Annotated in this window: 19 protein-coding genes and 1 pseudogene; 10 read left to right on the plus strand and 10 right to left on the minus strand. The window is 71.1% G+C overall.

Annotated features, from left to right (window positions below):
- Positions 1-5 precede the first annotated feature (5 nt).
- On the minus strand, positions 6-1,037 hold the full coding sequence (locus Q8S40_RS24930; protein ID WP_305672572.1) for a histone deacetylase family protein: 1,032 nt from the start codon (positions 1,035-1,037) through the stop codon (positions 6-8).
- Positions 1,038-1,141: 104 nt separating this feature from the next.
- Between Q8S40_RS24930 and Q8S40_RS24935 the strand changes: the two genes are divergently transcribed.
- Both Q8S40_RS24935 and Q8S40_RS24940 read left to right on the plus strand, forming a co-directional pair.
- Positions 1,142-2,440: an ArgE/DapE family deacylase gene (locus Q8S40_RS24935; RefSeq protein WP_305672573.1), complete on the plus strand. Its 1,299-nt coding sequence runs from the start codon at positions 1,142-1,144 to the stop codon at positions 2,438-2,440.
- A complete protein-coding gene (locus Q8S40_RS24940; protein WP_305672574.1) occupies positions 2,437-3,672 on the plus strand; it encodes a M20 family metallo-hydrolase in 1,236 nt (411 codons plus the stop codon). The genes Q8S40_RS24935 and Q8S40_RS24940 overlap by 4 nt, the downstream gene beginning before the upstream one ends.
- A 129-nt stretch (positions 3,673-3,801) precedes the next feature.
- On the opposite strand, the gene Q8S40_RS24945 is transcribed toward Q8S40_RS24940, so the two are convergent.
- Positions 3,802-4,614, minus strand: coding sequence for an alpha/beta fold hydrolase (locus Q8S40_RS24945; protein WP_305672575.1), 813 nt, complete (start codon positions 4,612-4,614; stop codon positions 3,802-3,804).
- Positions 4,615-4,723: 109 nt separating this feature from the next.
- On the opposite strand from Q8S40_RS24945, the gene Q8S40_RS24950 reads away from it, so the two are divergent.
- Both Q8S40_RS24950 and Q8S40_RS24955 read left to right on the plus strand, forming a co-directional pair.
- On the plus strand, positions 4,724-6,226 hold the full coding sequence (locus Q8S40_RS24950; protein WP_305672576.1) for a M81 family metallopeptidase: 1,503 nt from the start codon (positions 4,724-4,726) through the stop codon (positions 6,224-6,226).
- 72 nt (positions 6,227-6,298) lie between these two features.
- Entirely contained in the window at positions 6,299-6,793 is a 495-nt protein-coding gene (locus Q8S40_RS24955; RefSeq protein ID WP_305672577.1) for a GNAT family N-acetyltransferase, read from the plus strand.
- 2 nt (positions 6,794-6,795) lie between these two features.
- Here the strand turns inward: Q8S40_RS24955 and Q8S40_RS24960 are convergent, their stop codons facing one another.
- The 5 genes from Q8S40_RS24960 to Q8S40_RS24980 form a co-directional block, all read right to left on the minus strand.
- The gene (locus Q8S40_RS24960) at positions 6,796-7,725 is read right to left on the minus strand and encodes a sugar kinase (protein WP_304809911.1); all 930 of its coding nucleotides are present in this window, start codon (positions 7,723-7,725) and stop codon (positions 6,796-6,798) included.
- Between the two features lie 85 nt (positions 7,726-7,810).
- Complete coding sequence (locus Q8S40_RS24965) at positions 7,811-8,440, minus strand: bifunctional 4-hydroxy-2-oxoglutarate aldolase/2-dehydro-3-deoxy-phosphogluconate aldolase (protein ID WP_304809913.1); 630 nt, start codon at positions 8,438-8,440, stop codon at positions 7,811-7,813.
- A gap of 54 nt (positions 8,441-8,494) precedes the next feature.
- Complete coding sequence (locus Q8S40_RS24970; protein ID WP_305672578.1) at positions 8,495-10,018, minus strand: tripartite tricarboxylate transporter permease; 1,524 nt, start codon at positions 10,016-10,018, stop codon at positions 8,495-8,497.
- Between the two features lie 12 nt (positions 10,019-10,030).
- Entirely contained in the window at positions 10,031-10,498 is a 468-nt protein-coding gene (locus Q8S40_RS24975; RefSeq protein WP_305672579.1) for a hypothetical protein, read from the minus strand.
- A 25-nt stretch (positions 10,499-10,523) separates the two neighbouring features.
- Positions 10,524-11,537: a tripartite tricarboxylate transporter substrate binding protein gene (locus Q8S40_RS24980; RefSeq protein WP_305672580.1), complete on the minus strand. Its 1,014-nt coding sequence runs from the start codon at positions 11,535-11,537 to the stop codon at positions 10,524-10,526.
- 135 nt (positions 11,538-11,672) lie between these two features.
- Between Q8S40_RS24980 and Q8S40_RS24985 the strand changes: the two genes are divergently transcribed.
- The gene (locus Q8S40_RS24985; protein ID WP_305672581.1) at positions 11,673-12,464 is read left to right on the plus strand and encodes an SDR family oxidoreductase; all 792 of its coding nucleotides are present in this window, start codon (positions 11,673-11,675) and stop codon (positions 12,462-12,464) included.
- Between the two features lie 21 nt (positions 12,465-12,485).
- Here Q8S40_RS24985 and Q8S40_RS24990 read toward each other — a convergent pair whose 3' ends face one another.
- Positions 12,486-16,751 carry an EAL domain-containing protein gene (locus Q8S40_RS24990; RefSeq protein ID WP_305672582.1) on the minus strand — a complete coding sequence of 1,422 codons (4,266 nt, stop codon included), beginning with the start codon at positions 16,749-16,751 and terminating at the stop codon, positions 12,486-12,488.
- A 222-nt stretch (positions 16,752-16,973) separates the two neighbouring features.
- Positions 16,974-18,749: a hybrid sensor histidine kinase/response regulator gene (locus Q8S40_RS24995; RefSeq protein WP_305672583.1), complete on the minus strand. Its 1,776-nt coding sequence runs from the start codon at positions 18,747-18,749 to the stop codon at positions 16,974-16,976.
- A 191-nt stretch (positions 18,750-18,940) separates the two neighbouring features.
- Here Q8S40_RS24995 and Q8S40_RS25000 point away from each other — a divergent pair, with 191 nt between their 5' ends.
- From Q8S40_RS25000 to Q8S40_RS25020, 5 genes are all read left to right on the plus strand, one after another.
- A complete protein-coding gene (locus tag Q8S40_RS25000) occupies positions 18,941-20,050 on the plus strand; it encodes a glycosyltransferase family 2 protein (protein ID WP_305672584.1) in 1,110 nt (369 codons plus the stop codon).
- A complete protein-coding gene (locus tag Q8S40_RS25005; protein WP_305672585.1) occupies positions 20,047-21,486 on the plus strand; it encodes a glycosyltransferase family 39 protein in 1,440 nt (479 codons plus the stop codon). The genes Q8S40_RS25000 and Q8S40_RS25005 overlap by 4 nt, the downstream gene beginning before the upstream one ends.
- An 83-nt stretch (positions 21,487-21,569) precedes the next feature.
- Entirely contained in the window at positions 21,570-22,559 is a 990-nt protein-coding gene (gene msrP, locus Q8S40_RS25010) for a protein-methionine-sulfoxide reductase catalytic subunit MsrP (protein ID WP_305672586.1), read from the plus strand.
- A gap of 77 nt (positions 22,560-22,636) precedes the next feature.
- Positions 22,637-22,816, plus strand: a complete 180-nt coding sequence (locus Q8S40_RS25015; protein ID WP_305672587.1) for a hypothetical protein — start codon at positions 22,637-22,639, stop codon at positions 22,814-22,816.
- A gap of 77 nt (positions 22,817-22,893) precedes the next feature.
- Positions 22,894-23,657 (plus strand): IS5 family transposase gene (locus Q8S40_RS25020; RefSeq protein WP_305672588.1). Its coding sequence is split into 2 segments (ribosomal slippage): positions 22,894-23,229 and positions 23,232-23,657, totalling 762 coding nucleotides; the frame shifts between segments, so codons are not numbered across the junction.
- Positions 23,658-23,670: 13 nt separating this feature from the next.
- On the opposite strand, the pseudogene Q8S40_RS25025 reads toward Q8S40_RS25020, so the two are convergent.
- A pseudogene (locus Q8S40_RS25025) lies at positions 23,671-23,811 on the minus strand (IS481 family transposase); the annotation flags it as partial.

Below are 23,811 nucleotides of genomic sequence, written 5' to 3' on the forward strand. Positions count from 1 at the left end.
CTAAATCAACCATTCCAGCCGGTAATAAACCGTTCCAGCAGCCGGCCCAGCAGATCGACGTTGTAGCCGCCTTCCTGGATGATCGCCGCCGGCAGCCCCGCCGCGGCGATCAGCGCGCCCGCGCGGGCAAACCCATCCTCCGTCACGCGCAGGAAACCCAGTGGCTCATGCTCGCTGGCATCGAAGCCGAGCGAGACCACCAGCGCGTCTGCCCCGAAATTGCGGATCACCGCCAGCCCGGTCTCGATCGCGGCCAGCCACTCCGTGTCCCCGGTGCCCTGCGCCAGCGGCAGGTTCAAATTGCAGCCGGTGCCTGGCCCGGCGCCGCGTTCCCCGGCATGGCCGACATACCAGGGGTAGTAGGCGTTGGGGTCGCCATGGACCGAGACGGTCAGCACATCCCCCCGCTTCCAGAAGATGCCCTGGGTGCCGTTGCCATGGTGGCTGTCGATATCCAGCACCGCCACGCGGCGCGCGCCACCCGCCACCAGCGTCTCCGCCGCGATCGCGGCGTTGTTGAGGTAGCAATGTCCGCCGGCGCGCGCGGCATAGGCGTGGTGGCCCGGCGGGCGGCACAGCGCATAGGCGGTGCGGCCGGCCGCCGCTTCCTCCGCCGCCGCCACGGCGCAGGCGGCGGCGCCGATCGCGGCGTCCCAGGTGCCGGGGCCGATCGGGCAGGCGGTGTCCGCCGTGTACCAGCCGACGCGGCCGACCAGGCCCGTGGGTGGCCGCGCGCCCTGGGAGATCATTTCCGGCGTCGGATGGACATTGCCCACCACCTCCGCCGCCGCCTCCGGCAGTTCGGCCCAGGCCGCGGCGGCGTCGCGCAGGAAGTCGAGGTAGCGCGGCTCATGCGCCCGCAGCAGCGCGACCTCCGGGGCCGGGGGCGGCGCAAGCGGCGTGATGCCGAGGCGGGCCAGCCCCTCCGCGAGGGAGGCGGCGCGGGCCGGCACCTCGAAATTCGGGCGGATGCGCCCGCGCATCAGGAAGAAGTTCGGGGCATGCGCCGCATGGGCGGCATCGGCGAAAGCTTTCATGGCGGCGACGGTAGGGGCGGCTGGGCGAGCCTGTCCACCGGCTGCGGCTGGACAGATCGGCGCCATGGGGGCTGACTGCGCGGCTTGCTGCCCAAGGGTTCCTGATGACCAACGCCATCCCACTCGACCCCGGCGCCCGCCGCGCCATCCTGGACGCCTGCGATTCGCTGCGTGGCGAGGGCGAGCAGGCGCTGATGCGCCTGGTGCGCTGCCCCTCCACCCTGGGGAACGAGGCCTCGGCGCTGAATGAGATGGCGCGGGTCTATGAAAGCCTCGGCCTGGTGGCGCAGCGCGTGCCGACCGATCCGGCGGCGCTGGCGGGGCATCCCGGCTTCTCGCCGCCGCTGATCGGCTATGAGGGCCGCGACAATGTGGTGGCGGTGCACCGGCCGCGCGCCGCGAAGGGCCGCTCGCTCGCCTTGCAGGGCCATGTCGATGTGGTGCCGGAAGGCGCCGAGGATGAATGGACCACGCCGCCCTATGAACCCGCGATCCGCGGTGGCCGCATGTATGGCCGCGGCGCCGGCGACATGAAGGCCGGCATTTTGTCATATGTCACCGCCTTCCGCGCCCTGAAGCTGGCAGGGCTGCAACCGGCGGCCGAAGTGCAGATGCAGTCGGTGATCGAGGAGGAATGCACCGGCAATGGCGCACTCGCCTGCATGCTGGCGCTGCCGCGCACCGATGCCGTGATCATCCCCGAACCCGGCCCCGGCCTGCCCGCAATGTACAGCGCGGAGGTCGGCGTGGTCTGGGCCTGGGTCACCGTCACGGGTCGTCCGGCGCATGTGCGGGACAAGCAGGCGGGGGTGAATGCGGTGGAGGCGGCGATGTCCATCTGGACCCGGTTCGAAGCCTATGAGCGCGACATGAATCGCGGCGAGCTGATCCATGCCAGCTTCCGCGGCGTGAACCATCCGGTGAATGTGAATCTCGGCACCTTCACGGGCGGGGAGTGGAATTCCTCCGTGCCGACGCGCGCCACGCTGGGCCTGCGGGTCGGCGTGATGATGGGCAACACCGCCGCCAGCGTGCGCGCGGACATCGAACGCATCGTGGACTCCGCGCGCGGCGACCCCGCGCTGAAGGGCGCCAAGGTGAAGCTGGAATTCAAGGGCTTCATGGCGGACCCCTGCGTCTTCGACATGCAGGCAGAAATCGTGCGGGCCTCCATGCACAACTTCGCCGAGCTCACGGGCAACGAATTGCGGAAGTACCCCGCCACCGGCCTGACCGATGGGCGCTTCTTCACCCTGTACCAGGACACGCCCGTGGCCTGCTTCGGGCCGGACGCGCAGGATATTCACGGCATCGATGAAAGCGTCGGCATGGACTCCATGCACGACATCACGCGGACCATCGCAATCACCATGGCGGAATGGTGTGGAGTGGAAGCAGCATGAACAATTTCCGGCCATCCGGCGCCCGCCTCTGGGACAGCCTCATGGAGTTCGCCCGCATCGGTGCCACCGCCAAGGGCGGCAACAACCGGCAGACGCTGACCGACCTGGACGGCGAGGCGCGCGCGCTGCTGCAACGCCAGGCGGAGGCGGCGGGTGCGACGCTGGTGCTCGACCGCGTCGGCAACATGGCGCTGACGCGGCCGGGGCGCGACCCGTCCCGCAAGCCGGTCGCCATCGGCAGCCACCTGGATACGCAGCCCACCGGCGGGAAGTTCGACGGCGTGCTCGGCGTGCTGGTCGGCCTCGAGATCCTGCGCGCGTTGGACGAGGCGGGGATCGAGACGGAGGCGCCCGTCATGCTGATCAACTGGACCAATGAGGAAGGCGCGCGCTTCTCGCCCCCCATGATGGGCAGCGGCGCCGCCATGGGCATTTTTCCCGAAGCCGAGGTGCTGGCGAAGACGGACAGCGGCGGCGCCGTCTTTGGCGACGAACTTTCCCGCATCGGCTGGGCCGGCGCCGCCGATCCGGCGGCGTTGCAGGAGCTGGAAGCCTATTTCGAGGTGCATATCGAACAGGGACCGCAGCTCGAAAAGCTTGGCCTCGATATCGGCATCGTCACGCATGCGCTGGCGCAGCATTGGTTCGAGGTGACGGTCACCGGCGAGAACGCGCATGGCGGCAGCGTCATGGCCGGCAGGCGGGATGCGATGATGGGCGCGGCGGAGATGATCCTGGCCATCGAGAAGGCCGCGCTGGCGGCCGGCGCGCGCGCCACGGTGGGGCGCCTGACCGTGCATCCGGACAGCCGCAACGTGGTGCCCGACCGGGTGTGGTTCAGCCTGGATACGCGCCATGATGACGAGCACAAGCTGGCGACACTCGCTGGCGTGCTGCGTGGCGAGGCCGCGGCGATCGGCGCGCGGCGCGGCGTGGCCATCGCGGTGGAGGATTTCTGGATCTCCCCCGCCACGCCCTTCGCCGCACCGCTGGTGGACCGGCTGCGCGACTCCGCCGTGGCGCGGAAGATCCCCTACCAGGAGATGCCCACCGCCATCGGACATGACGCGGTCTATTGCGCGCGGCGCGTGCCGACGGTGATGGTCTTCACCCCCTGCCATGGCGGCATCAGCCACAACGAGGCCGAGAGCATCACGCCGGAATGGGCGGAAGCCGGGCTGCTGGTGGTGGCCGATGCGGTGCTGGCGACGGCGGGGGTGGCGAAGGGGTAGGGGAGCGCTTGCCCCTACCCCAACCAGCCTTCGGCGTCGCGGCAGTGCCGCAACCCCCCGCTCCGCAAGGGAGGGCTACTTCTCCCTCCTCCGCTCTCGCGGGGGAGGGTCGGGGGTGGGGGCCCCGCGCTACCTCCGCCCGAAAAACCCCAGCACCGCCGCATTGAACGCCTCCGGCTGCTCCCACTGCGCCGCATGCCCGCACTCAGACAGGATCACCAGCTCGCTCCCCGGCAGCGCGCGAGCAAAAATCCGGAACACCGGCGGCGGCGCCCACAGATCGGCGTCGCCCCCCACCAGCAGCACCGGCATCGCCAGCCGCCCGAGCGCCGCGCGGTCCAGCCGGTTCAGCCGGCGTTGTTCCACCCGGCCTGCCGGGATTGCCGCATGTTCCAGCGCGAGCCAGGCCGCAGCACCCTCCGGATTGGCGGCGCGGTAGCTCGGGCCAAGCTCGCGGAAGTCGCCCGGCATCTGGGCGAAGCCCTGGGGCCGCAGGCTGGCGCTGAGGGCGGCGTAATCCGCATCCTCCAGCCCCATATGGGTGCAGGCCAGCACCATCCGCGCCACCCGATCGGGGAAGGCCAGCGCGAAGTCGAAGGCGACGATGGCGCCTGCCGCGCAGCCCAGCAGATGCGCCCGCGCCACGCCCAGCGCATCCAGCAGCGCCGCCAGATCCTCCGCCGCGCAGCCCGGATCATCGGTGGCCGGCGATCCCATATGCCCGCGCCGCGAATAGCCGATGACCCGGTAGCCCGCCGCCGCCAGCACCGGCTGCTGATACCCCCAGACCGCATGGCTGCCGGTGCCCGGATGCAGCAGCACCACCGCCGGCCCGCCGCCGCCCGTATCCCAGCAGGCCAGGTTGCCGCCCGGCACCGGCACCTGCCGAAACGCGGCCGGCACCGGGGCGGGCAGGGGGTGGCACAGCGCGGCGTCGGACATGACGATTCCTTTCGATCAGCCCCGCATGCTGGCCCAGCCCGGCCCGGCTTCCCACCCGCCGCCCGGGCTGGCAGGTTTCAGCCCCCGGCTTCGGAGAACCCTGATCCCCATGCGCATCGCCATCGGCGGCTTCCTGCACGAGAGCCACTCCTTCGCCAAGATCCCGACGCGCTGGGCGGATTTCCTGGCGCCTGGCGGCTGGCCCCCGGTGCAGCGCCCGGCGACGCTGCTGGACACGCTGCGCCCCTCCGCCGTGCCCGCCGCCGGTGCGATCCGCGTGGCCGAGGCCGCGGGCGTCACCATCGCCCCGCTGTCCTGGGGGTTTGCCAATCCCGCCGGCCCGGTCACGGCGGAGGCGTTCGAGCGCCTGGCGGCGCTGATCTTCCATGATCTGCAGGCGGCGCTCGATGAAGGCCCGCTGGATGGCCTGTATCTCGACCTGCACGGCGCCATGGTGGCGGAGCATTTCCCCGATGCCGAGGGTGAATTGCTGCGCCGGGCGCGGGCCATCCTCGGCCCCGACGTGGCGATCACCGCCAGCCTCGACCCGCATTGCAACCTGACGGCCGCAATGGTCCAGCATGCGGATGCGCTGGCGCCCTTCCGCACCTATCCGCATGTGGACATGAAGGAGGCCGGCGCGCGGGCGATGCAGTTGCTGTTCGACCGCATCGCGCTCGGCCGGCCCTTCGCCAAGGCGTTCCGGCAGCTGGATTACCTGATCCCGATCACCGGCCAATGCACGCTGGTGCCGCCGATGGCGGATGCCATGGAAGCCCGCGCGGACATCGCGGCGCGGGAAGGCGTGGCGGAACTCGGCCTGTGCTTCGGCTTCCCCTATGCCGATTTCGCCGATTGCGGCGCGGCCTTCGCCGCCTTCGCCGCCGATCAGGCCAGCGCCGATGCGGCGGCGGAGGCGCTGCTGGCGGACCTCGCCGCGCGCGAATCCGCCTTCGCGCCGGATATCCACGATGCGGCCGCGGGTGTGGCCAAGGCCATCGAGATCGCGCTCCAGGCGAAGCGCCCGGTGGTGCTGGCCGATACCCAGGACAATCCCGGCGGCGGCGGCCATGGCGACACGACCGGCCTGCTGGCCGAACTGATCCGCCAGAAGGCGGAAGGCGCCGTGCTGGCGCTGATCAACGACGCCGAAAGCGCCCGCGCCTTCCATGCGGCCGGGGAGGGGGCGGAGGTTTCGCTCAGCCTCGGCGGCAAGTCGGATGGCGCGCCGCTGGCCGTCACGGCGCGGGTGCTGAAGCTGACCGATGGGCGATTCGTCTGCACCGGCCCGATGGCCGGCGGCAATGCCGCCGATCTCGGCCCGACCGCGCTGGTCAGCCCCGCACCCGGCGTTCGCGTGATCGTGACCTCGCGCAAGATGCAGGCCTATGACCAGGCGCTGTTCCGCCATCTGGGCATCGAGCCCTCGGCGCAACGCATCCTGGCGCTGAAGTCGAGCGTGCATTTCCGCGCGGATTTCCAGCCTATCGCAGAGGTTGTGCTGGTGGTGGCGGCACCCGGCCCGGTGGTGGCGGACCCGGCGACCCTGCCCTTCACCAGCCTGCGGCCCGGGCTGCGGCTGCGGCCGGGCGACAACCGCCGCACCGGTTGAGCCGCACGGGGCTGGCGCGGCGGGGTCTGCACGCCTAAGTGGCGAATCTCACGGCCCGAGGCATTCCCGACTTTGCTACGCCCCCTGCGCCACGATGGCGGAGCCTCCCCGGCCGCGATCCGGATCGTGCGGATCGCCACCCTGCCGGAGGGTTTCGAGGATCTCGCCGCCGACGCCCTGGGCGACGGCCAGCGGATGCTTGAGGTTCTGCGCGAGGATTGGCAGGCCGGTACGCTGCGCTTCGATGGCCCGGGAGATGCGTTGCTGGCGGCCCATCTCGGCACGGCGCTGGTGGGACTCTGCGGGCTGACGCGCGACCCCTATCTGCCGCAGGACCGGGTGGGCAGGGTGCGGCGGCTTTATGTGCTGCGCGCCGCGCGGCGCGCCGGCGTAGCCCGTGCGCTGTTGCAGGCGGTGGCGGGGCAGGCGGCGGCGTGCGGCTATCCGCGGCTACGGGTTCGCGCGCCGGTCTCCGCCTTCGGCTTCTACGAAAGCTGCGGATTCCTGCGCGCGGTGGGAGAGAAGGCCGCCACGCACACCCTGTCATTGCCGCCTAAGGGCACCTGAATTCAGCTCCGGTTGACCTCCAGGAAGGCATGCACCTCCGCGGCCGTCGGAATCGGCGCCACCGCGCCATAGCCGGTGGTGGACAGGGCCGCGGCGGCATTGGCGTAGCGGGCGGCCTGCCAGGTATCGTCGCCCGCGACGGCGCGGGCCAGGAAGGCGCCGGCCAGCGTATCGCCCGCCCCGGTCGCATCCACCGCACGCACCGCGAAGCCAGGGATCTGGGCGCGCGCCTCGCGGCTTGCCACCAGCAGCCCCGCCGCCCCCAGCTTCAGCAGCACCAGCGGGCAGAGCTTCAGGTAGAAATCGACAATCGCCTCCGGCTCCACCAGCCCGGTCAGCAGGCGGGCATCATCCAGCGAGGGAAATACCAGGTCGGACATGCCGACGGCGGTGTGGATGCAGGCGGAAGCACGCCGCAGCGGCCACAGCCGCAGGCGGAGGTTGGTGTCGAAGGACACGGTGACACCCGCCTTGCGCGCCACCTGGATGGCGTGGAAGGCTGCGTCGCAGGCGGTGTCCGAAATGCCGAGGCTGATGCCGGACAGATGCAGGATGCGCGCGCCCTGGATCGCCTCCTCCGGCACATCGGCCACCCGCATGCGGCTGGCGGCGCTGCCGCGGCGATAGAAGGTGAAGTCGTGGCCCTGCGGCCCGTGGCTGACGAAATAGATGCCGGTCGGCGCATCCGGGTCCACCCGCACGCTGCTGGCATCCACCCCTTCCAGTGCCCAGAGCTGCGCGAAGCTCTCGCCCGGCCGATCGCGGCCCATATGGGCGATCATGCCGGCATCGGCGCCGCTGCGCGCGGCGGCGATGGCGGCGTTGGAGACATCGCCGCCATGCCCCTCCAGATACAGGCTGCGGCCATCCGCGCCGACGGGCTGCTGGTTGTATTCCAGCATCGGCTCACCGAGGCAGAGGATGTCAGGCATGGGCGGGGAAGCTCCGGATCGGATGCGGCAATCTAGGCCGGACCCTGCGGCAAGTGTTGCGCGGAGACAATGAGGTGCGCGGCGTTCAGGCCTGCTTCAGGCCGAGCACGTCGCGGGCCGCGGCCTCGATCCCGGCACGATCGCCGTTCCGGAGCAGGCCCTCATCCACCAGCCGCCCGCCAATGCCGACGAAGGCCGCACCGGCCGCCAGGTAGTCCGGCGCGTTGCGCGCATCGACGCCGCCGGTCGGGCAGAATGCGACATCGGGGAACACCGCGCGCAGCGCCTTCACATGCGCCGGGCCGCCGGCGGAACTCGCCGGGAACAGCTTCACCACATCGGCCCCCGCGGCGAGTGCGGCGCGCACCTCGGTCGGCGTCATGGCCCCCAGCATGGATACCGCGCCTGCGCCGCGCGCCGCGTGTGCCACCGCAGGGTCGACCCAGGGCGCGACCAGGAAGCGCGCGCCGGCCGCGAGGCAGGCCTCGGCGGTCGCCTGGTCCGGCACGGTGCCGGCACCGATGGTCAGCGCCGGGTCCGCCGCCAGGGCGCGGATCAGCCCGATGGCGTCGGGCACCGTCAGCGTGATCTCGAAGATGGTCAGGCCCGCCCCGCGCAGCCATTCCACCGCCAGCGCCGCCAGCCTGGCATCGCTGGTGCGGACCACCGGGATGACGCGCGCGGCGCGGAGTTGCGGCAGCAGGGGGTGGGTCATCGCGTCGTCTCCCATTTGGCGGCGGACGTCAGTCAGCACGTCCGCCGAACGGGTTCAATCCACCGCGGCGGCCGTGTCCGTCTTCAGCGCCGCGCGCCGGCGCAGGTCACGGCGCAGCGACAGGGCGAGCGAGACAAGCATCAGCAGGATGATCCCGACCGCGACCGGGTAGTCGAGCACGCGCACCGCATCGCCGCCGGCCAGCTGATAGGCGCGCAGCATCTCCGTCTCGATCAGCTTGCCGAGCAGCAGCCCCACCACGATGGCCGCCACCGGGAAGCCATAGCGGGACATCAGCCAGCCCAGCACGGCGAAGGCCAGCAGCGTCAGCGGCCCGGCGATGGAGCCCTCGATGGCGAAGGCGCCCATGGTGGACATCACCAGCACCGTCGGGATCAGGTAGCGCAGCGGCAGCCGGACGATGGTGCTGGCGACGAAGACGAAGCCGGCGCCGATCACCAGCAGCACCAGCGCCTGGGCGAAGTTGGACAGGATGATCGCGTAGACGATATCCCGATTCTGCTCCATGAAGCGCGGCCCGCCGATGACATTGTGCATCGCGAAGGCCGCCAGCAGGATGGCCGTGGCGCCGCCGCCGGGAATGCCCAGCGCCAGCATGGTCGCCATCGACCCGCCCTCGGAGCTGCTATTGGCCGATTCCGCCGCGATCACGCCGCGCGGATTGCCGGTGCCATAGCTTTCCGGGTCCGGCGAGGACCGCCGCGTTTCGCCGTAGGAGATCAGGTTGGCGATGGAGGAGCCGACGCCGGGCACCGCGCCGACGAACACGCCGATGGCGCTGCCGCGCAGCAGGGTGCCCGGGCTGCCCAGCACCAGCCGCCCGCCGGCCAGGATGCGGCGCAGGCTGATGGTGCGGTTTTCCTTGTTCTCCACGATGAACTTGGCATTCACCAGCGCGAACAACTGGCTGGCCGCCAGCAGCCCGACCATGGCGGGAATCGTGGGCACGCCGTCCAGCAGCCAGGGGATGCCCATGTCGCCGCGCATGTAGCCCGCCGTGTTCATCCCCACCGTGCCGCAGAGCACGCCGATGGCCGCCGCGAACAACCCCTTCGCCACGGTGGACCCGCCGATGGAGCCCAGCAGCACCAGGCCCCAGATGCCGATCGCCGCCATTTCGAACGGTCCGATCCGCAGCACCACCTCCGCCAGCGGCTGCACCAGCACGAACAGGATGATGTAGGAGATCAGCACCCCGATGCAGGAGGACACCAGCGCGGCGCCCAGCGCCTCGCTGTGCAGCCCCTTCCGCGCCATCGGGTAGCCATCGAAGGTGGTGGCGACGGCGGAGGAGGTGCCGGGGATGTTGATAAGGATGGCGGGGATCGAGCCGCCGAAGCCGGCCCCGGTATAGACCGAGGTCAGGAAGATGATGGCCGGCAGGAAGTCCATGTACAGCGTGGCCGGCAGCACCAGCGCCATCGCCATGGAGACGGAAATGCCCGGCAGCGCACCGAAGACCAGCCCGATCAGCAGGCCCGGCACCACCCAGATCCACGCCTGCGGCGACCCGGCCAGCAGGGAGATGGCGGCCCCGAAAGCCGGAAAGTCGATCATCGGTGCTGCGCCTCAGATCAGGCTGGTGGGGAAGGGGTAGGGGACCAGCAGGCGGAAGCCATGCACGATCGCCAGGCTGAACAGCGGCGGGAAGATCGCCAGCGCGATGACGTTGCGCTCGCCGCCAATGATCAGCGCGATCAGCGTGAAGCCCCAGATGGCGATGTCATAGCCCAGCGGTTCCAGCACCAGGATGAAGCCGGCGAAGGCGGCCACCATGGCGACCACCCGGCCGACATCCGCCCAGCTTTCGGCCGGCCCTTCCTCCGGCGCCAGCACCGGCGTGCGGAGATAGCCGATGGCCAGCACGGCCCAGAGCAGCAGGACCAGCCAGGCGGTGGGTTGCAGCAGCAGCAGGTTCTGCGGGCTGAGCGAGACGCCGCGCGCCTCGATCAGATAGGCAACCGTCACCCCGGCCAGCAGGGTGACGAGCATCAGCGGCGCCCAGGAAACGCGGCGCCGCATCACGGTATCCGGCATGGTGCGGCGCCCGTCAGAGGGTGGGTCAGGCCTGCTTCAGCAGGTCGGCATACTGCGCCATCACCGCGGCGGAGGACAGATAGGCCCGGTTCGATGCCTCCGGCCCGTACCAGGTGGTCGCCAGCTGCTGGTTGCCCAGCGTGCTGATGCATTCCGGGTCCTTGGTCGCACGCTCCACCGCCTGCTCCAGGATGCGGTAGCGCTCCGGCTGCGCATCCACGAAGCGCTTCAGCACGACGAAGCCGCGCTGGGACCCGTCCACGGATTGCGGCTGGAAGCCGGCGGCGCGGGCGTGGTCGGTCAGCAGCGGCACATCCGGGTAGTCCGTGGACTTCTCGTCAGTGAACATCAGCAGCGGCTTGATCCGGTCACGGATCGGCAGGAAGCCCTCGCCGCCGACGAAGCCGACATCGACATGCCCGCCTGCCGTCGCCGTTCGGGCCGGCCCGCCGCCATCATAGGTGACGACGCGCACGCGGGAGCGATCGATGCCATGCGCCTGCAGGAACAGCGCCATGTTGATCAGGTCTGCCGAGGCCGGCTGCACACCGATGGACAGGCTGCGCGGGTCCGCCTTCAGCCGCGTCACCACCTCATCGATCGAGTTGATGCCCTTGCTCGTCGCGGCAGCCGCCAGCGTCAGGTCGCGCGACGGCAGGTTGATCATGTGGAAGTCTTCCGCCTTGTAGCGGGCATTCCGGGTCAGGATGGACAGCGGGATGTAGGGGCCGGCCGAGTGCACCATCATCATGTAGCCGTCATCCGGCTGCTGCATGAAGAAGGTGTTGCCCAGCACGGTGCCGCCGCCCGGCCGGTTCATCACGGTCACCGGCTGGCCGAGCTGCTTCTGCAGGAAGGGCGCCATGGCGCGTGCCAGGCGATCATTGTAGCCACCGGTGGCAAAGGGCACCAGCAGCGTGACCGGGCGATCCGGGAAGGTCTGCGCGCGGGCAATGCCCGGTGCCGCGAGCGCGGCGCCAGCGCCGGCGGCCAGCAGCAGCGCCTGGCGGCGCGAAACGGCATGGATGGGCTTTGTCATGGCGGTATCTCCCTGGACGTCGGCGCTTCGGCCGAGCGGCTCTTGGTCTTCTCCAATTCACCTAGACACCCTACTGCTGACAGTCAACGGCAGACGCATGAGCGCGTGTAAGGCCGGGTACCGAGGAGGTTCAGCGTGGATCTGGGATATCAAGGGCGTCGGGTGCTGGTGATCGGCGCCTCCACCGGCATCGGCTTCGCCACGGCCAGCCTGCTGGTGGCGGAGGGGGCGGAGGTGATGATCGCCTCCCGCGATGCGGCCGGCATCGCCGCGGCGGCGGCGCGCATCGGCGCCGAGGGCGGCCGCACCCCCGCCACGGCGGTGGCCGACATCACCCAGGAAGGCGCCGCGGACCGGCTGCTGGCCGATGCCGCCGCGCGGCTCGGCGGGCTGGATGCGCTGGTGGATGCCGTGGGCGGGTCCATCCGTTCGCCCTTCGAGGCGCTGACCGATGCGGATTGGCTGGGCAACTACCAGTTCAACGTGCTGTCCGCGGTGCGCGCCGTGCGTGCCGCGCTGCCGCTGCTGCGCCAGGGCCAGGCGCCGGCCATCGTGCTGCTGGGGGCCGCGGCGTCGCGCATGCCCTACCCGAACCAGATCGTCTCCAACGTTCACAAGGCCGGCCTGCTCGGGCTGACCAAGACGCTGGCAGGCGAATATGCGGCGGAGGGTATCCGCGTGAACTGCGTCGCGCCCGGGCGCACCCTGACCCGGCTGTGGCAGGACCGGGCGGAGAAGCTGGCGGCGGAACGCGGCGTGGCGGCGGCGGAAGTGATCGCGGAATTCAGCCACGAAATCCCGATCGGCCGCTTCGCGACGGCGGAGGAAGTGGCGGTGATGGTGGTGTGGCTGCTCAGCCCGCGCGCCGCCTATGTCACCGGCCAGACGGTGAATGTGGATGGCGGCATCGCCCGGGGGCTGCTGTAGCCTGCCGCCGCGCCTTCGTCCTCAGGCGGAGGCGCGGCGTTCCAGCGTGACCTCGGATTCGCGCGTGGCCTCGGCCTCGTCGCCGGACAGGCTGGCGTCGATGATCTGCGCCAGCGCCTTCTCCAGCGTCGCGACGCGGATCGGCTTTTCCACATGCCCATCCATGCCGGCCTCGTGGCAGGCGGCGATATCCTCCCGGAAGGCGCCGGCCGTGACGGCAAGGATCGGCACGCGGCCCATCGGTCCCGGCAGGGCGCGGATGCGGCGGGTGGCTTCCAGCCCGTCCATGCCGGGCATCTGCACATCCATCAGCACCGCATCGAAGCCCGCCGCCTCACGCGAGACCGCCTCCACCGCCGCGGCGCCATCGGCCACCAGTTCCACGCTGTGGCCCACGGCTTCCAGCGTCGCGCGCAGCAGCAGGCGGTTCGCCGCGACATCATCCGCGGCCAGGATCCGCAGCCGCCGGCGCTGCACGAGCGGCGCCGGCGCCACGCCGAGGACGGCGTCCGGCACGGCCGGGGCGTTGGCCGCCATGCCGCGCAGCGGCAGCACCAGCGGCGTCGTGCCGGTGGCCAGGGCTGGGGCCGGGGCGGGGGCCGGGCTGGGCACGGCGGCTTCCGCGGCGGCGGGCTCGGTCACCGCCGTGGCGGGAAGCTCGAACCAGAACACGCTGCCGCGCCCGCCCGGTCCCGCCTCATACTCGATCTGCCCGCCGAGCAGCGCCGCGAAGCGGGCCGAGACGGCGAGCCCGAGGCCGGAGCCGGCCGCGCCGGTGCCGCGCGGGTCATAGCGGACGAAATCCTGGAACAGCCGCCCGTTCAACATGGGCGAGACGCCCGGGCCGGTATCCGTCACCTCGAAGCGCAGCCGGCCCTCCAGCGGCTTCGACAGGCGCAGCGTGACGCCGCCCTGGTCGGTGAACTTCACCGCATTGCCCAGCAGGTTCAGCAGCACCTGCCGTACCCGCGCGCGGTCCATCAGCACGGCTCGCGGTACATCGGCCGCCACCTCGATCCGCAGCGACAGGCCCTTCTGGTCCGCGCTCGGCCGCAGCAGGTCGATGCAGGACCGTGCGATGGCCGCCGCGTCGGAGGCCTCCAGCCGCGGCGCCTCGGCGCGCCCCGCCTCGATCGTGCTGATCTCCAGCAGCCGGCCGACGACGCCGGCCAGATGTTCCCCTGCCTCGGTGATGGTGCGGACCTGCTCGCGATGGTCCGGCCCCAGGCTGCGGTCGCGCAGCAGAAGCTGGGCCCAGCCGAGGATGCCGTTCAGCGGTGTCCGCAATTCGTGGCTGGCGGCCGACAGGAAGCGGGACTTCACCGCGCTGGCGGCCCGCGCCGTCTCCAGCGCCGCGGCCAGGCGCGCGGCCATGTGGTCCAGCCGCTGCGCCAGCGCCGCCAGCTCCGGCGTCGCCACCCGGCGGTCCAGCCCCACCCGGGCGGAAAGGTCGCCATCCGCCAGCCGGTCCACGGTATGGCCGAGCCGGCGGATCGGCCGCAGCACCATCACCTCGCCCAGCGCCAGCACCAGCCCGAGCAGCGCCAGCCCACCAAGGCCGAGCAGCAGGTAGGACAGCATGCGGCGCTGGCGTACGGGGGCGAGCAGCGCCTCCTCATCCACGCCGAGGATGACCCGCAGGTTGCTGCCGCCGATCGGCGCATGGGCGAAGATGCCGGTGGTGCCTTCCAGCATCGCTGCCCGCAGCAGCCCCGGCCCGGCGCTGGACAGCGCGGCACGGGCCACCGGATGCGTGCTGACATCAAGGCCGGGGCGCCAGCGGGCAGCCCGTACGGCGTCGGCGCCCGGCACATGCAGCGCCACCAGCCGGCTGGCGCCGTCGATCACGGCGATGCGGAAATGGCGCGGCGCTGCGGCGGTGACCAGGCCACGCAGCCAGTCCGGATCCAGCCCCGCGCTCAGCACCGCCGCAACCTGCCCGTCCTGCCGCAGGATCGGCACCATCAGGTGCAGCATCGGCGGCTCGCCCCAGGGCGGCTCCACGAGATCGGACAGCACTTCGGTGCCGGTCTGCATCACCCGCTGGAATTGCGGAACATCCGCCAGCGTGGTCTGCGGCGAGTCGCCACTCTCGCAGAGCACCGTGCCGTCGGTGCGGATCACGCTGATCGAGCGTTGCCAGGGCGCGGTGGCGGCGATCGGCTGCAGGACCGCGCGGCAGGCGCTGGCATCGGTCCGGCCCGCGGCGCGGGCCTCGAAGGTGCCGGAAACCTCCGGCACGCGGGACAGGGCGATCAGCAGGGTGCGCGCCTGGCCGACCAGTGCCTCAACCTCCCGCGCGCTGCGGGCGGCGGCGGCCGTGGCCTCGGTCTCGGCGGCCAGGATGCGGTCCTGCGTCTCGGTTTCGAACAGCCAGGCGGAAAAGACCAGCATGGGGACCATCGCCAGCACCGCGAAACTCGCCCAGCGCCGCCGGATGCCCATGCCCCAGCGCTGGCGCGGGGCGGCGCGCGGCGGGATGCGGAAGCCCGGGCGAGGGGGTGCGGCGGCGCTGCTGGCCGGGTCGGCCGCGATGGCGGGCCGCGGCACCAGGGTCCAGGCCGGGCCGGATCGCGGCGGAACCTGCGGCAGTGGCGGGTTCGGGCTGGGCCGGCCGATCAGGTAGCCCTGCACCAGGTCGCAGCCCTCGATGCGCAGGAAATCGAGCTGCGACTGCGTCTCCACCCCCTCCGCGCAGGCCTTGATGCCAAGGCCGCGGCACAGTTGCAGCACCGCGCGGATGACGCTGCGCGCGCGTTCGCTGCCATCGATGTCGCGGATGAAGGACCGGTCCAGCTTCACCTTGTCGAGCGGCAAGGCATGCAGGTAGCCGAGCGAGGAATAGCCGGTGCCGAAATCATCGAGCGCCACCCGCACGCCGAGGACATGCAGCTCCTCGATCGTCACCGCCGCCGCGGCCTCGTCCTTGATCAGCGTGCCTTCGGTGACTTCCAGCTCCAGCCGGTCCGGCGCCAGGCCGGAATCGCGCAGCATGCTGGCCACCAGCCCGGCCAGCCCGCCGAGGTGGAAGCGGGAGGCGGAGACGTTCAGCGCCACCTTCAGCGGATGCGGCCATGCGGCGGCCTGGCGGCAGCCCTCGCGCAGCACCCATTCATCCAGCATGCCGCCGAGGCCGCAGGCTTCCGCGATCGGCACGAAGACGGCCGGGGAGACCGGGCCGAAGCCGGGCCGGTCCCAGCGCAGCAGCGCCTCGCAGCTCGCCACCTCGCCGGTCACGGTATCGGCCACCGGCTGCCATTCGAAACGGAAGGCGCCCTGCGCCAGCGCCGCGCGCAGGTCCCGCTCCAGCGACTGCCGGCCGGCGAGCTGACCCTCCATCGCCGGGTCGAAGCGCATCTGCCGGCCGCGGCCCTGGTTCTTCGCGGCATACAGCGCATTATCCGCGCGCCGCAGCAGCGCATCCGCATCAAGCCCATCGGCAGGCGCCAGCGCATAGCCGACCGAGGTGCGGATCGGCACCGGCTGGCCCTGGTATTCGAAGGGCGCGCTCAGCGCCTCGATCAGCCGCACCGCCAGCGCATCGGCCTCCGCATGGGTCACCGGGCCTGAGAGGATCACGGCGAATTCGTCGCCGCCGAGGCGTGCCACCGTATCATTGCCGCGCACGCAGGCCGCGAGGCGCCGCGCCGCCTCCCGCAGCAGGGCGTCGCCGCCGGCATGGCCGAGCAGGTCGTTCACCGCCTTGAAGCGGTCGAGATCGAGGCAGAACACGGCGAAGCCGTGTTGCGCCGGGCTGCGCGCCAGCGCGATCGCCGCCGCCAGGCGCTGTTCGAACAGCGGCCGGTTGCCAAGGCCGGTCAGCGGGTCGCGCAGCGCCGCCGATTGCGCCGAATCGAGGCTGGTCCGCAATTCGATCGCTGCCGCGACGCCCTGGGCGATATCCGCCAGGGCGCGGGATGCGCTGGGCGGCATCTGTCGCGGTTCGTGGTCCACCACGCAGAGTGTGCCGAGCGCGTGGCCGTGCTGGTTGATGATCGGCGCGCCGGCATAGAAGCGGATATGCGGCGGGCCGGTGACCAGCGGGTTGTCCGCGAAGCGCGGGTCCAGCCGGGCATCCTCCACCACCATCACCTCATCCGGGACCAGGATGGCGTGGGCGCAGAAGGACGCGCTGCGGGGGGTTTCGCAAAGGTCCAGCCCGGCGGCGGCCTTGAACCACTGCCGATCCGCATCAACCAGGCTGACGATGCCGATCGGCGCGCCGACGAGATGCGCGGCCAGGCGGGCGAAGCCATCGAAGCGCGCCTCAGGCGCCGTATCGAGCATGCCCGTGGCATGCAAGGCCCGAAGGCGCTCAGCTTCGTTTGCGGGTAATGCGGCGGGCGGCAAAACGGGGTTCGCTTCCCTATAAGGTGGCAACGATTTACCGATAGCAACTCAAGGTAGCATCAGACAGTAAGGGTCGCTTCATTGGAAGGCAAATTGCCCCCGCGCGGGTAGCCCAGACAACGTAGGCGTGTGTAAGGGATTGTGCGGGCCCGGCCCGGTTCAGCCTGCCGGCAGCAGCATGTGCACCGCGGTGCCCCGGCCGGGCCGGCTATCCGCCAGCAATGCGCCATCCGCGCGGCGCAGGAAGGCCGCCACCATCGCCAGCCCCAGCCCGGTGCCGCGGCCGGGCGGCTTGGTGGTGAAGAACGGCTCGCCGAGCCGGGCCAGCGCTTCGGGCGACATGCCCTGGCCGGAATCGCGCACCGTGATCCGGTGGTAGTTGCCCGGTGTCAGCGTCGGCGCACCGGTGGGGCGGGGGGGGACCTGAAGGGGGTGCGCGGTGATCCACACCTCGCCGCCCTGCGGCATGGCATCGCGCGCATTGGCCGCCAGGTTGATCAGCGCCGTCTCCAGCTCCGCCCGGTCCAGCCCGGGGGCGCTGCGCAGCCCGGGTGGCACGTCGCAGCGCACCCGGATGCCGGCGCCGAGTGTGGCATCCAGCAGCTCCGCCAATTCGCGGAGCGAGGCGGTGATGTCCACCGCGCCCGCGGAGCGCAGCGCGACCGGGTCGCTGCGCCGCGTCGTGTCCAGCAGGCGGCGGGACAGGGCGGTGGCACGCGTGGCGTGGCTTTCCAGCAGATCGGCCACCTGCCGCACCCGGGCGGCATCCTCCGCATGGCGCTGCAGCAGCCGGGCGGCGGCGCTGACGGATTGGGTGATATTGCCGAAATCATGCGCCAGGCCGCCCGCGAGCAGGCCGAGCGTTGCCTGGCGTTCCGCGGTGCGGGCGCGTGATTCCGCCAGGCTGCGGCTGCGCATGCTGCGCTCCGCCTGCCAGATCGCGGCCAGCAGCACCGCCATGGACAGCACGGCCCCGGCCAGCGGAGCGATCATGCGGCGCCGCCAGTCCCGGTACAGGGCCTGCTGCGACAGGCCATAGGCGATCCCGACATCATGCCGCGCCAGCCGCCTGATCGCCGTCATCCGCGGTGTGCCGTCGAAGGGGGATGGGCCCTGCAGCACCTCCAGCGGGCCGCTGCGCAGCGCCCGGAGCATGGTCCCGGCGCTGCGCGGCAGGGCGGCGCCCACCGGATCCGCCGGCTCCGGCACCGCGGCCAGGATCGCGCCATCCAGGCGGAACAGCGTCACCTGGTCCTGCGGCGATTCCAGGATGCTGCGGTAGAAGGACTGGAAGTTACCGGGCAGAAGCGCCGCCACGATGGTACCGCCATCGCTCAGCCCGTCGGCGCGGGGCCGCGCACGGACGATGGGGAATATGGGCGCGCCGGTCACGGCGGCGCGGACGACCTGGCCGATGAACACCGTCTCCGGAATCGGGCTGCCGGCGCGCTGCGCCGCCACATAGTCCCGGCTGGCGACATCGCGCGCTGGCGCGCCGAAGGGCTGCGTGCTCGACATCACCAGCAGGCCACCCGGGGCAACCAGCGCGAGGCCGCCGGAATTGAGGTTCACCGCATCCAGCGCCCGCAGGAACCCATATAGCGCCGCATCCCCCTGCACATCCGGCCACCCCATGCCCTGCATGCGATGCGCGATGGCGGCGATGGTGAGTTCCTGGGCATCGAAGGCACGCAGCGCGTGTTCGTGCAGCATCTCCGCCACACGCTCCACCCGGCCACGCGCCGCCTGTTCCACCGTGGCCATGGTGCTGAAGCCGATGGCGACCAGGGCGCCCAGCGGCAGCAGGACCGCAAAGGCCCGCAGCAGCAGCAACCCGCGCCACGGCAGCCGGACCGCCGCCGCGGCATCGGGCGTCGGGTTCACGACGTCCGGCGCCATCGTCGCGACCGGGCCACCACATCCGATACTTTCCACGGCATCGTCATGATGCCAATTCATCACATGCGCGGACTCGTCGCCACCCTCGGTTCAATGCACCCCCGCGACAACCCGGCCCGCAACCCGGCCGGCAACCCGGTCCGCCCTGGGGGACGCATCGCGCCGCCCCGGCGCCGAATTTCCCGCCGGCGATTCCCAGGCACGGGAGAGTGCTGTAGAGGCCGCGCGTGCCCACGCCCCTGCCTGCCCACCTGGCCATCATCATCCCCGTATTCCGGGAGGCCGCCAATGTCGCGCCCCTGGTCGCCAGGCTCGATGCCGCGCTGGCCGGCCTGGCGTGGGAGGCGGTGTTCGTCGATGACGACAGCCCCGATGGCACCGCCGCCGCCGCCCGGGCGATCGCGGCCACGGACCCCCGTGTGCGTTGCATCCGCCGCATCGGCCGGCGCGGGCTGGCTTCCGCCTGCATCGAGGGGATGCTCTCGGTCTCCGCCCCCTTCGTCGCGGTGATGGATGGCGACCTGCAGCATGACGAAACCATCCTGCCGGCCATGCTGGCGGCGGTGCAGGCCGGCGCAGATATCGCCATCGGCAGCCGCCATGTCTCCGGCGGCGCCGCCTCGGGTGGGTTCTCCGCCGCGCGCGGCGCGCTTTCCGATGGCGGCGCCCGGCTCGCGCGGATGCTGCTGCCGGTGCAGGTGGCGGACCCGATGAGCGGCTTCTTCCTGCTGCGGCGTGAGGTGGTGGAGGATGTGGCGCCACGGCTGGCGGCACGCGGCTTCAAGATCCTGCTCGACATCCTGCTCTCCGCCCGCCGCAAGCTGGTGGTGGCGGAAGTGCCCTACAGCTTCCGCTCCCGCCTCGCCGGGGAAAGCAAGCTGGATGCCACGGTGCTGCTGGAATTCGCCGGCCTGCTGCTGGACAAGGCCACCGGCGGCGCCGTGCCGATGCGTTTCCTCGCATTTGCCGCGGTCGGCGCGGTGGGGCTGCTGGTGCACATGGCGGCGCTGGCGCTGCTGGTCGGGCCGCTGGGCTTCGGGCCGCTGGGTTTCGGAACGGCGCAATGGGCCGCGACCCTGGTCGCCATGACGGCGAATTTCGTGCTGAACAACCGCATCACCTATCGCGATGCCAGGCTGCGCGGGCCGGCGCTGTGGCGGGGCCTGGCCTTGTTCTACCTGGTCTGCGGCATCGGCGCCGCGGCCAATGTCGGCATTGCCGGCCTGCTGGTGCGGGATGGCGTGCTGGCCTGGGGCATGGCCGGCGCCGCGGGCGCGCTGATCACGGTGGTGTGGAACTACGCCGTGTCCTCCACCCTGGTGTGGCGGGCCCGATGAGCGCCCTCTGGTTGCTGCTGGCTGTCACCGCGCTGCGGCTCGGCCTGGCGGCGCTGGTGCCGCTGGCGCCGGATGAGGCGTATTACTGGGTCTGGTCGCGCAGCCTGCAGTGGGGCTACCTGGACCATCCGCCGATGGTTGCCTGGTTCATCCGCGCCGGCACGCAGCTGGCGGGCGAGAACGCCTTCGGCATCCGGCTGATGGGCCCCCTGTCCATCGCGCTGGCCAGCGTGCTGCTGGCGCGGGCGGCGGATGCGCTGTTCCCGGACCGCCGGCCCGGCCTGTGGGCGGCGGCGCTGTTCAACGCGACGCTGCTGGTCGGCGTCGGCGGCCTGCTGATGACGCCCGACCTGCCGCTGCTGGTGTTCTGGACCGCGGCGCTCTGGGCGCTGGCGCGGCTGCATGCGACGCAGGATGGGCGCTGGTGGCTGGCCTTCGGGCTGCTGGCGGGCCTCGCGCTGTTCTCGAAATACACCGCGGCGCTGCTCGGCGCCGGGGTGGTGCTGTGGCTGCTGGCCAGCCGCGATGCCTGGCGCTGGTGGCGCGATTGGCGGCTTTACGCCGGTGGCGCGCTGGCCGTGCTGGTGTTCCTGCCGGTGCTGCTGTGGAACGCGCGGCATGAATGGGCCTCCTTCGCCAAGCAGGGCGGCCGGGCGGGCACGGATGAGGCCGGCTTCACGCTGCGCTACCTGGGCGAGTTGCTGGGCGGGCAGTTCGGGCTGGCGACCCCGCTGGTCTTTCTTCTCTGCGTAGTGGGGGTGGCTGTCGCCACGCGCGCCTGGTGGCGCGGCGATGCGGCGGCCGGGCTGCTGGCGGCGCTGGTGCTGCCGGGGGTGGCGCTGTTCACCTGGCAGGCCACCGGCAGCCGGGTGCAGGGCAATTGGCCCGCCATGCTCTACCCCGCCGCCTGCATCGCCGCCGCCGCCTGCATCCCGCCCCGCCTGCTGTCCTGGCGCCGGCCGGCGGTGGCGCTTGGCGCGGTGCTGGCGCTGGCGGTCTATATCCAGGCGGCCTTCGCGCCGCTGCCGCTCGGCAGGCGGCTGGACCCGACGCTCGCACGCCTCGGCGGCTGGTCCGAACTGGCCGCGGCTGTGGAGGCGGAGCGCCGTGCCCAGGGCGCGCTGTTCGTGGCGGCGGAGGAGTATGGCCTGGCCGCGCAGCTCGCCCTGAACCTGCCGCCCGGCGTGCCCGTGGTGGCGCTGAACCCGCGATGGGCACTATTTAATCTGCCGCGCCCCATCCCCGGCGTAACCGGCCTGCTGGTGCAGAGCGAAAGACGTGACAGCGCGCCCGATTGGCCCGATGCCGAGCCCATCATGCGCGCCGATGGCCCATTGCTGCGCAGCCGGCGCGGGATCGAGGCGGAGCGCTACCGCGCCTTCCGCATCGAGACGCGGCCGGATCTGCCGGCGACGGCCATCCTGCCGCGTCCTTGACGAATCCCGCGGCCCTCGCGCCGCGTCCTTGACGAAACACGGTCGCGATCGAAGCTGTAGGCTGAGTGAAGGCGGAGATGTCCATGCTGATCAAGCGACCGCGCGGCTGGGAGATCCCTGAAAGCCAGGCAACCCCGGAACACCTGGTGCTGGGCCGCCGCGCCCTGATGGCCGCTGCCGGCGCCGGAGCGATGCTGGCGCCCGGCGCGGCGGAGGCGCAGTTCTGGCGCCGCAGCGCGCCCGCCGACCCCTGGACGCGCCTGCCGGAAGACCTGCCGGATCTGCCGCCCGCCATGCGGAACACCCGCTACCAGCCCGGGCGCGAGCTGTCGCCGGAGCGTGATGCGGTCACCTACAACAACTTCTACGAATTCGGCAGCGACAAGGGCATCTGGCCCACGGCGCTGCGGATGCCGACCCGGCCCTGGACCATCAAGGTGGATGGCATGGTCGAAAGCCCCGGCGAATTCGATGTGGACGACATCATCCGCCGCATCGGCATCGAGGAGCGGGTCTATCGGCTGCGCTGCGTCGAGGCCTGGGGCATGACCGTGCCCTGGACCGGCTTTGAATTGTCGAAGCTGCTGGAGATTGTGAAGCCGCTGGGTTCCGCAAAGTTCGTGCGCTTCGAGACCGCCCAGAAGCCGGAGGTGATGACCGGCCTGCGGCAATCCTGGTACCCTTGGCCGCATATAGAATGCTGCACCATCGAGGAAGCGGGCAATGAGCTGACCTTCATGCCGGTCGGCATGTTCGGCCGCCCGCTGCCGCCGCAGAATGGCGGGCCTTTCCGCGTGGTGTTCCCGTGGAAGTATGGCTTCAAATCCGGCAAGTCGATCGCCCGCATCACGCTGACGGACCAGCGCCCCGTCTCCTTCTGGGAGACCTTGCAGGCCAGCGAATACGGCTTCTGGGCCAATGTGAACCCGGAGGTGCCGCATCCGCGCTGGAGCCAGGCGACGGAACGGCTGATCGGCAGCAATGAACGCGTGCCGACGCGGCTGTTCAACGGCTATGGCGAGTTCGTCGCCGGGCTCTACAGCAACCTCCAGGGCGAGAGGCTCTGGGCCTGAAGGCCCTCGGCATTCTGCTGCTGGCCGCCGCCGCGGCGCTGGCGGGCTGGTTCGGCGCCGGGACACCGCTGGGCGCGGTGATCTTCGGCATCTGGCCGGAATTCCTGAACACCCTCCAGGCCGGGGTGCAGCGCCGCATCCTGCCCGAATTGTGGGACTGGGTGTTCCTGCCGGTGCTGGAGGCGCCGGCCTGGGTGGCGCCGGCGGTGCTCGGCGCATTGCTGCTGCTGGCGGGACTGGCGCGGCGGCGGCGCTGAACCGCTAGGTTCTGTGGACTCTAGGGATTCCCGAAAGGCCCTTCTCATGATTCAAGGCTGCCTTTCGGGAGGCGGCCTTGGGTGTGTTGGATCGTTTGGTGCTGAGCGACGCGGCGTGGGAGCGGATGGCGCCGTTGATCATCGGGCGCCCTGACCAAAAGGGCTCAACTGGCCGCGACAACCGAATGTTCGTGGAAGGCGTGCTGTGGATCGTGCGCACTGGCTCACCGTGGCGCGACCTTCCCGAGGTGTTCGGCGATTGGAACAGCGTGTTCCGCCGCTTCAGTCGCTGGAGCGACAAGGGCGTTTGGCGGCGCATCTTCGAGGAGATGTCGGACGATCCCGACTTCGAATACCTCATCGTCGACAGCACCATCATCCGCGCCCACCAGCACGCCGCAGGCGCTAAAAAGGGGGGTCTGAAGATCAGGCCCTTGGCCGCTCGCGCGGTGGTCTGAGCACCAAGATCCACATGGCTGTCCGAGGCTTGGGCGCACCCGTGCGGTTCGCACTGACCGGCGGCCAACGCGGCGATTGCCCGCAGGCTTATGGCTTAATCGAAGGCCTGCCGGCCGAGGTCGTCATGGCTGATGCCGCCTACGATGCCGATCCCCTGCGGCAGGCCATCGCCGCAAAGGGCGCTGTAGCCGTCATCCCCAACAACCCGTCTCGCGCTCGGAAATACCCGCTCGACAAACACCTCTACGCACAGCGTCACCTGATCGAGTGCTGCTTAAGCAAGCTCAAACAGTTCCGCCGTGTCGCAACGCGCTTCGAGAAGACGGCAAGGAACTACCTCGCCGTCGTCACACTCGCTGCAACCATCCTGTGGCTACGGTAAGTGTCCACAGGACCTAGATGTTTAGTCCTGGCGTTTGGTGGAGCGGGTTGGCGTTGAACCGCTGTGGCTCTGCGGTCCACTGCTTGCAGATGAACTCGTAGGGCGTGAGTCCGCGCAGGGTCTTCAGTCGGCGGCCGAAGTTGTAGGCGGCTAC

The organism is Falsiroseomonas sp. (assembly GCF_030695085.1).
GTDB lineage: Bacteria > Pseudomonadota > Alphaproteobacteria > Acetobacterales > Acetobacteraceae > Falsiroseomonas.

Bases quoted from the DNA above. Each gene is read 5' to 3' on its own strand.
- Q8S40_RS24965 (WP_304809913.1), bottom strand. From the start codon at position 8,440: ATGACCCACCCCCTGCTGCCGCAACTCCGCGCCGCGCGCGTCATCCCG.
- Q8S40_RS24960 (WP_304809911.1), bottom strand. From the start codon at position 7,725: ATGCCTGACATCCTCTGCCTCGGTGAGCCGATGCTGGAATACAACCAG.
- Q8S40_RS24970 (WP_305672578.1), bottom strand. From the start codon at position 10,018: ATGATCGACTTTCCGGCTTTCGGGGCCGCCATCTCCCTGCTGGCCGGG.
- Q8S40_RS24930 (WP_305672572.1), bottom strand. From the start codon at position 1,037: ATGAAAGCTTTCGCCGATGCCGCCCATGCGGCGCATGCCCCGAACTTC.
- Q8S40_RS24940 (WP_305672574.1), top strand. From the start codon at position 2,437: ATGAACAATTTCCGGCCATCCGGCGCCCGCCTCTGGGACAGCCTCATG.
- Q8S40_RS24980 (WP_305672580.1), bottom strand. From the start codon at position 11,537: ATGACAAAGCCCATCCATGCCGTTTCGCGCCGCCAGGCGCTGCTGCTG.
- msrP (WP_305672586.1), top strand. From the start codon at position 21,570: ATGCTGATCAAGCGACCGCGCGGCTGGGAGATCCCTGAAAGCCAGGCA.
- Q8S40_RS24950 (WP_305672576.1), top strand. From the start codon at position 4,724: ATGCGCATCGCCATCGGCGGCTTCCTGCACGAGAGCCACTCCTTCGCC.
- Q8S40_RS24945 (WP_305672575.1), bottom strand. From the start codon at position 4,614: ATGTCCGACGCCGCGCTGTGCCACCCCCTGCCCGCCCCGGTGCCGGCC.
- Q8S40_RS24975 (WP_305672579.1), bottom strand. From the start codon at position 10,498: ATGCCGGATACCGTGATGCGGCGCCGCGTTTCCTGGGCGCCGCTGATG.
- Q8S40_RS24935 (WP_305672573.1), top strand. From the start codon at position 1,142: ATGACCAACGCCATCCCACTCGACCCCGGCGCCCGCCGCGCCATCCTG.
- Q8S40_RS24990 (WP_305672582.1), bottom strand. From the start codon at position 16,751: ATGCTCGATACGGCGCCTGAGGCGCGCTTCGATGGCTTCGCCCGCCTG.
- Q8S40_RS25005 (WP_305672585.1), top strand. From the start codon at position 20,047: ATGAGCGCCCTCTGGTTGCTGCTGGCTGTCACCGCGCTGCGGCTCGGC.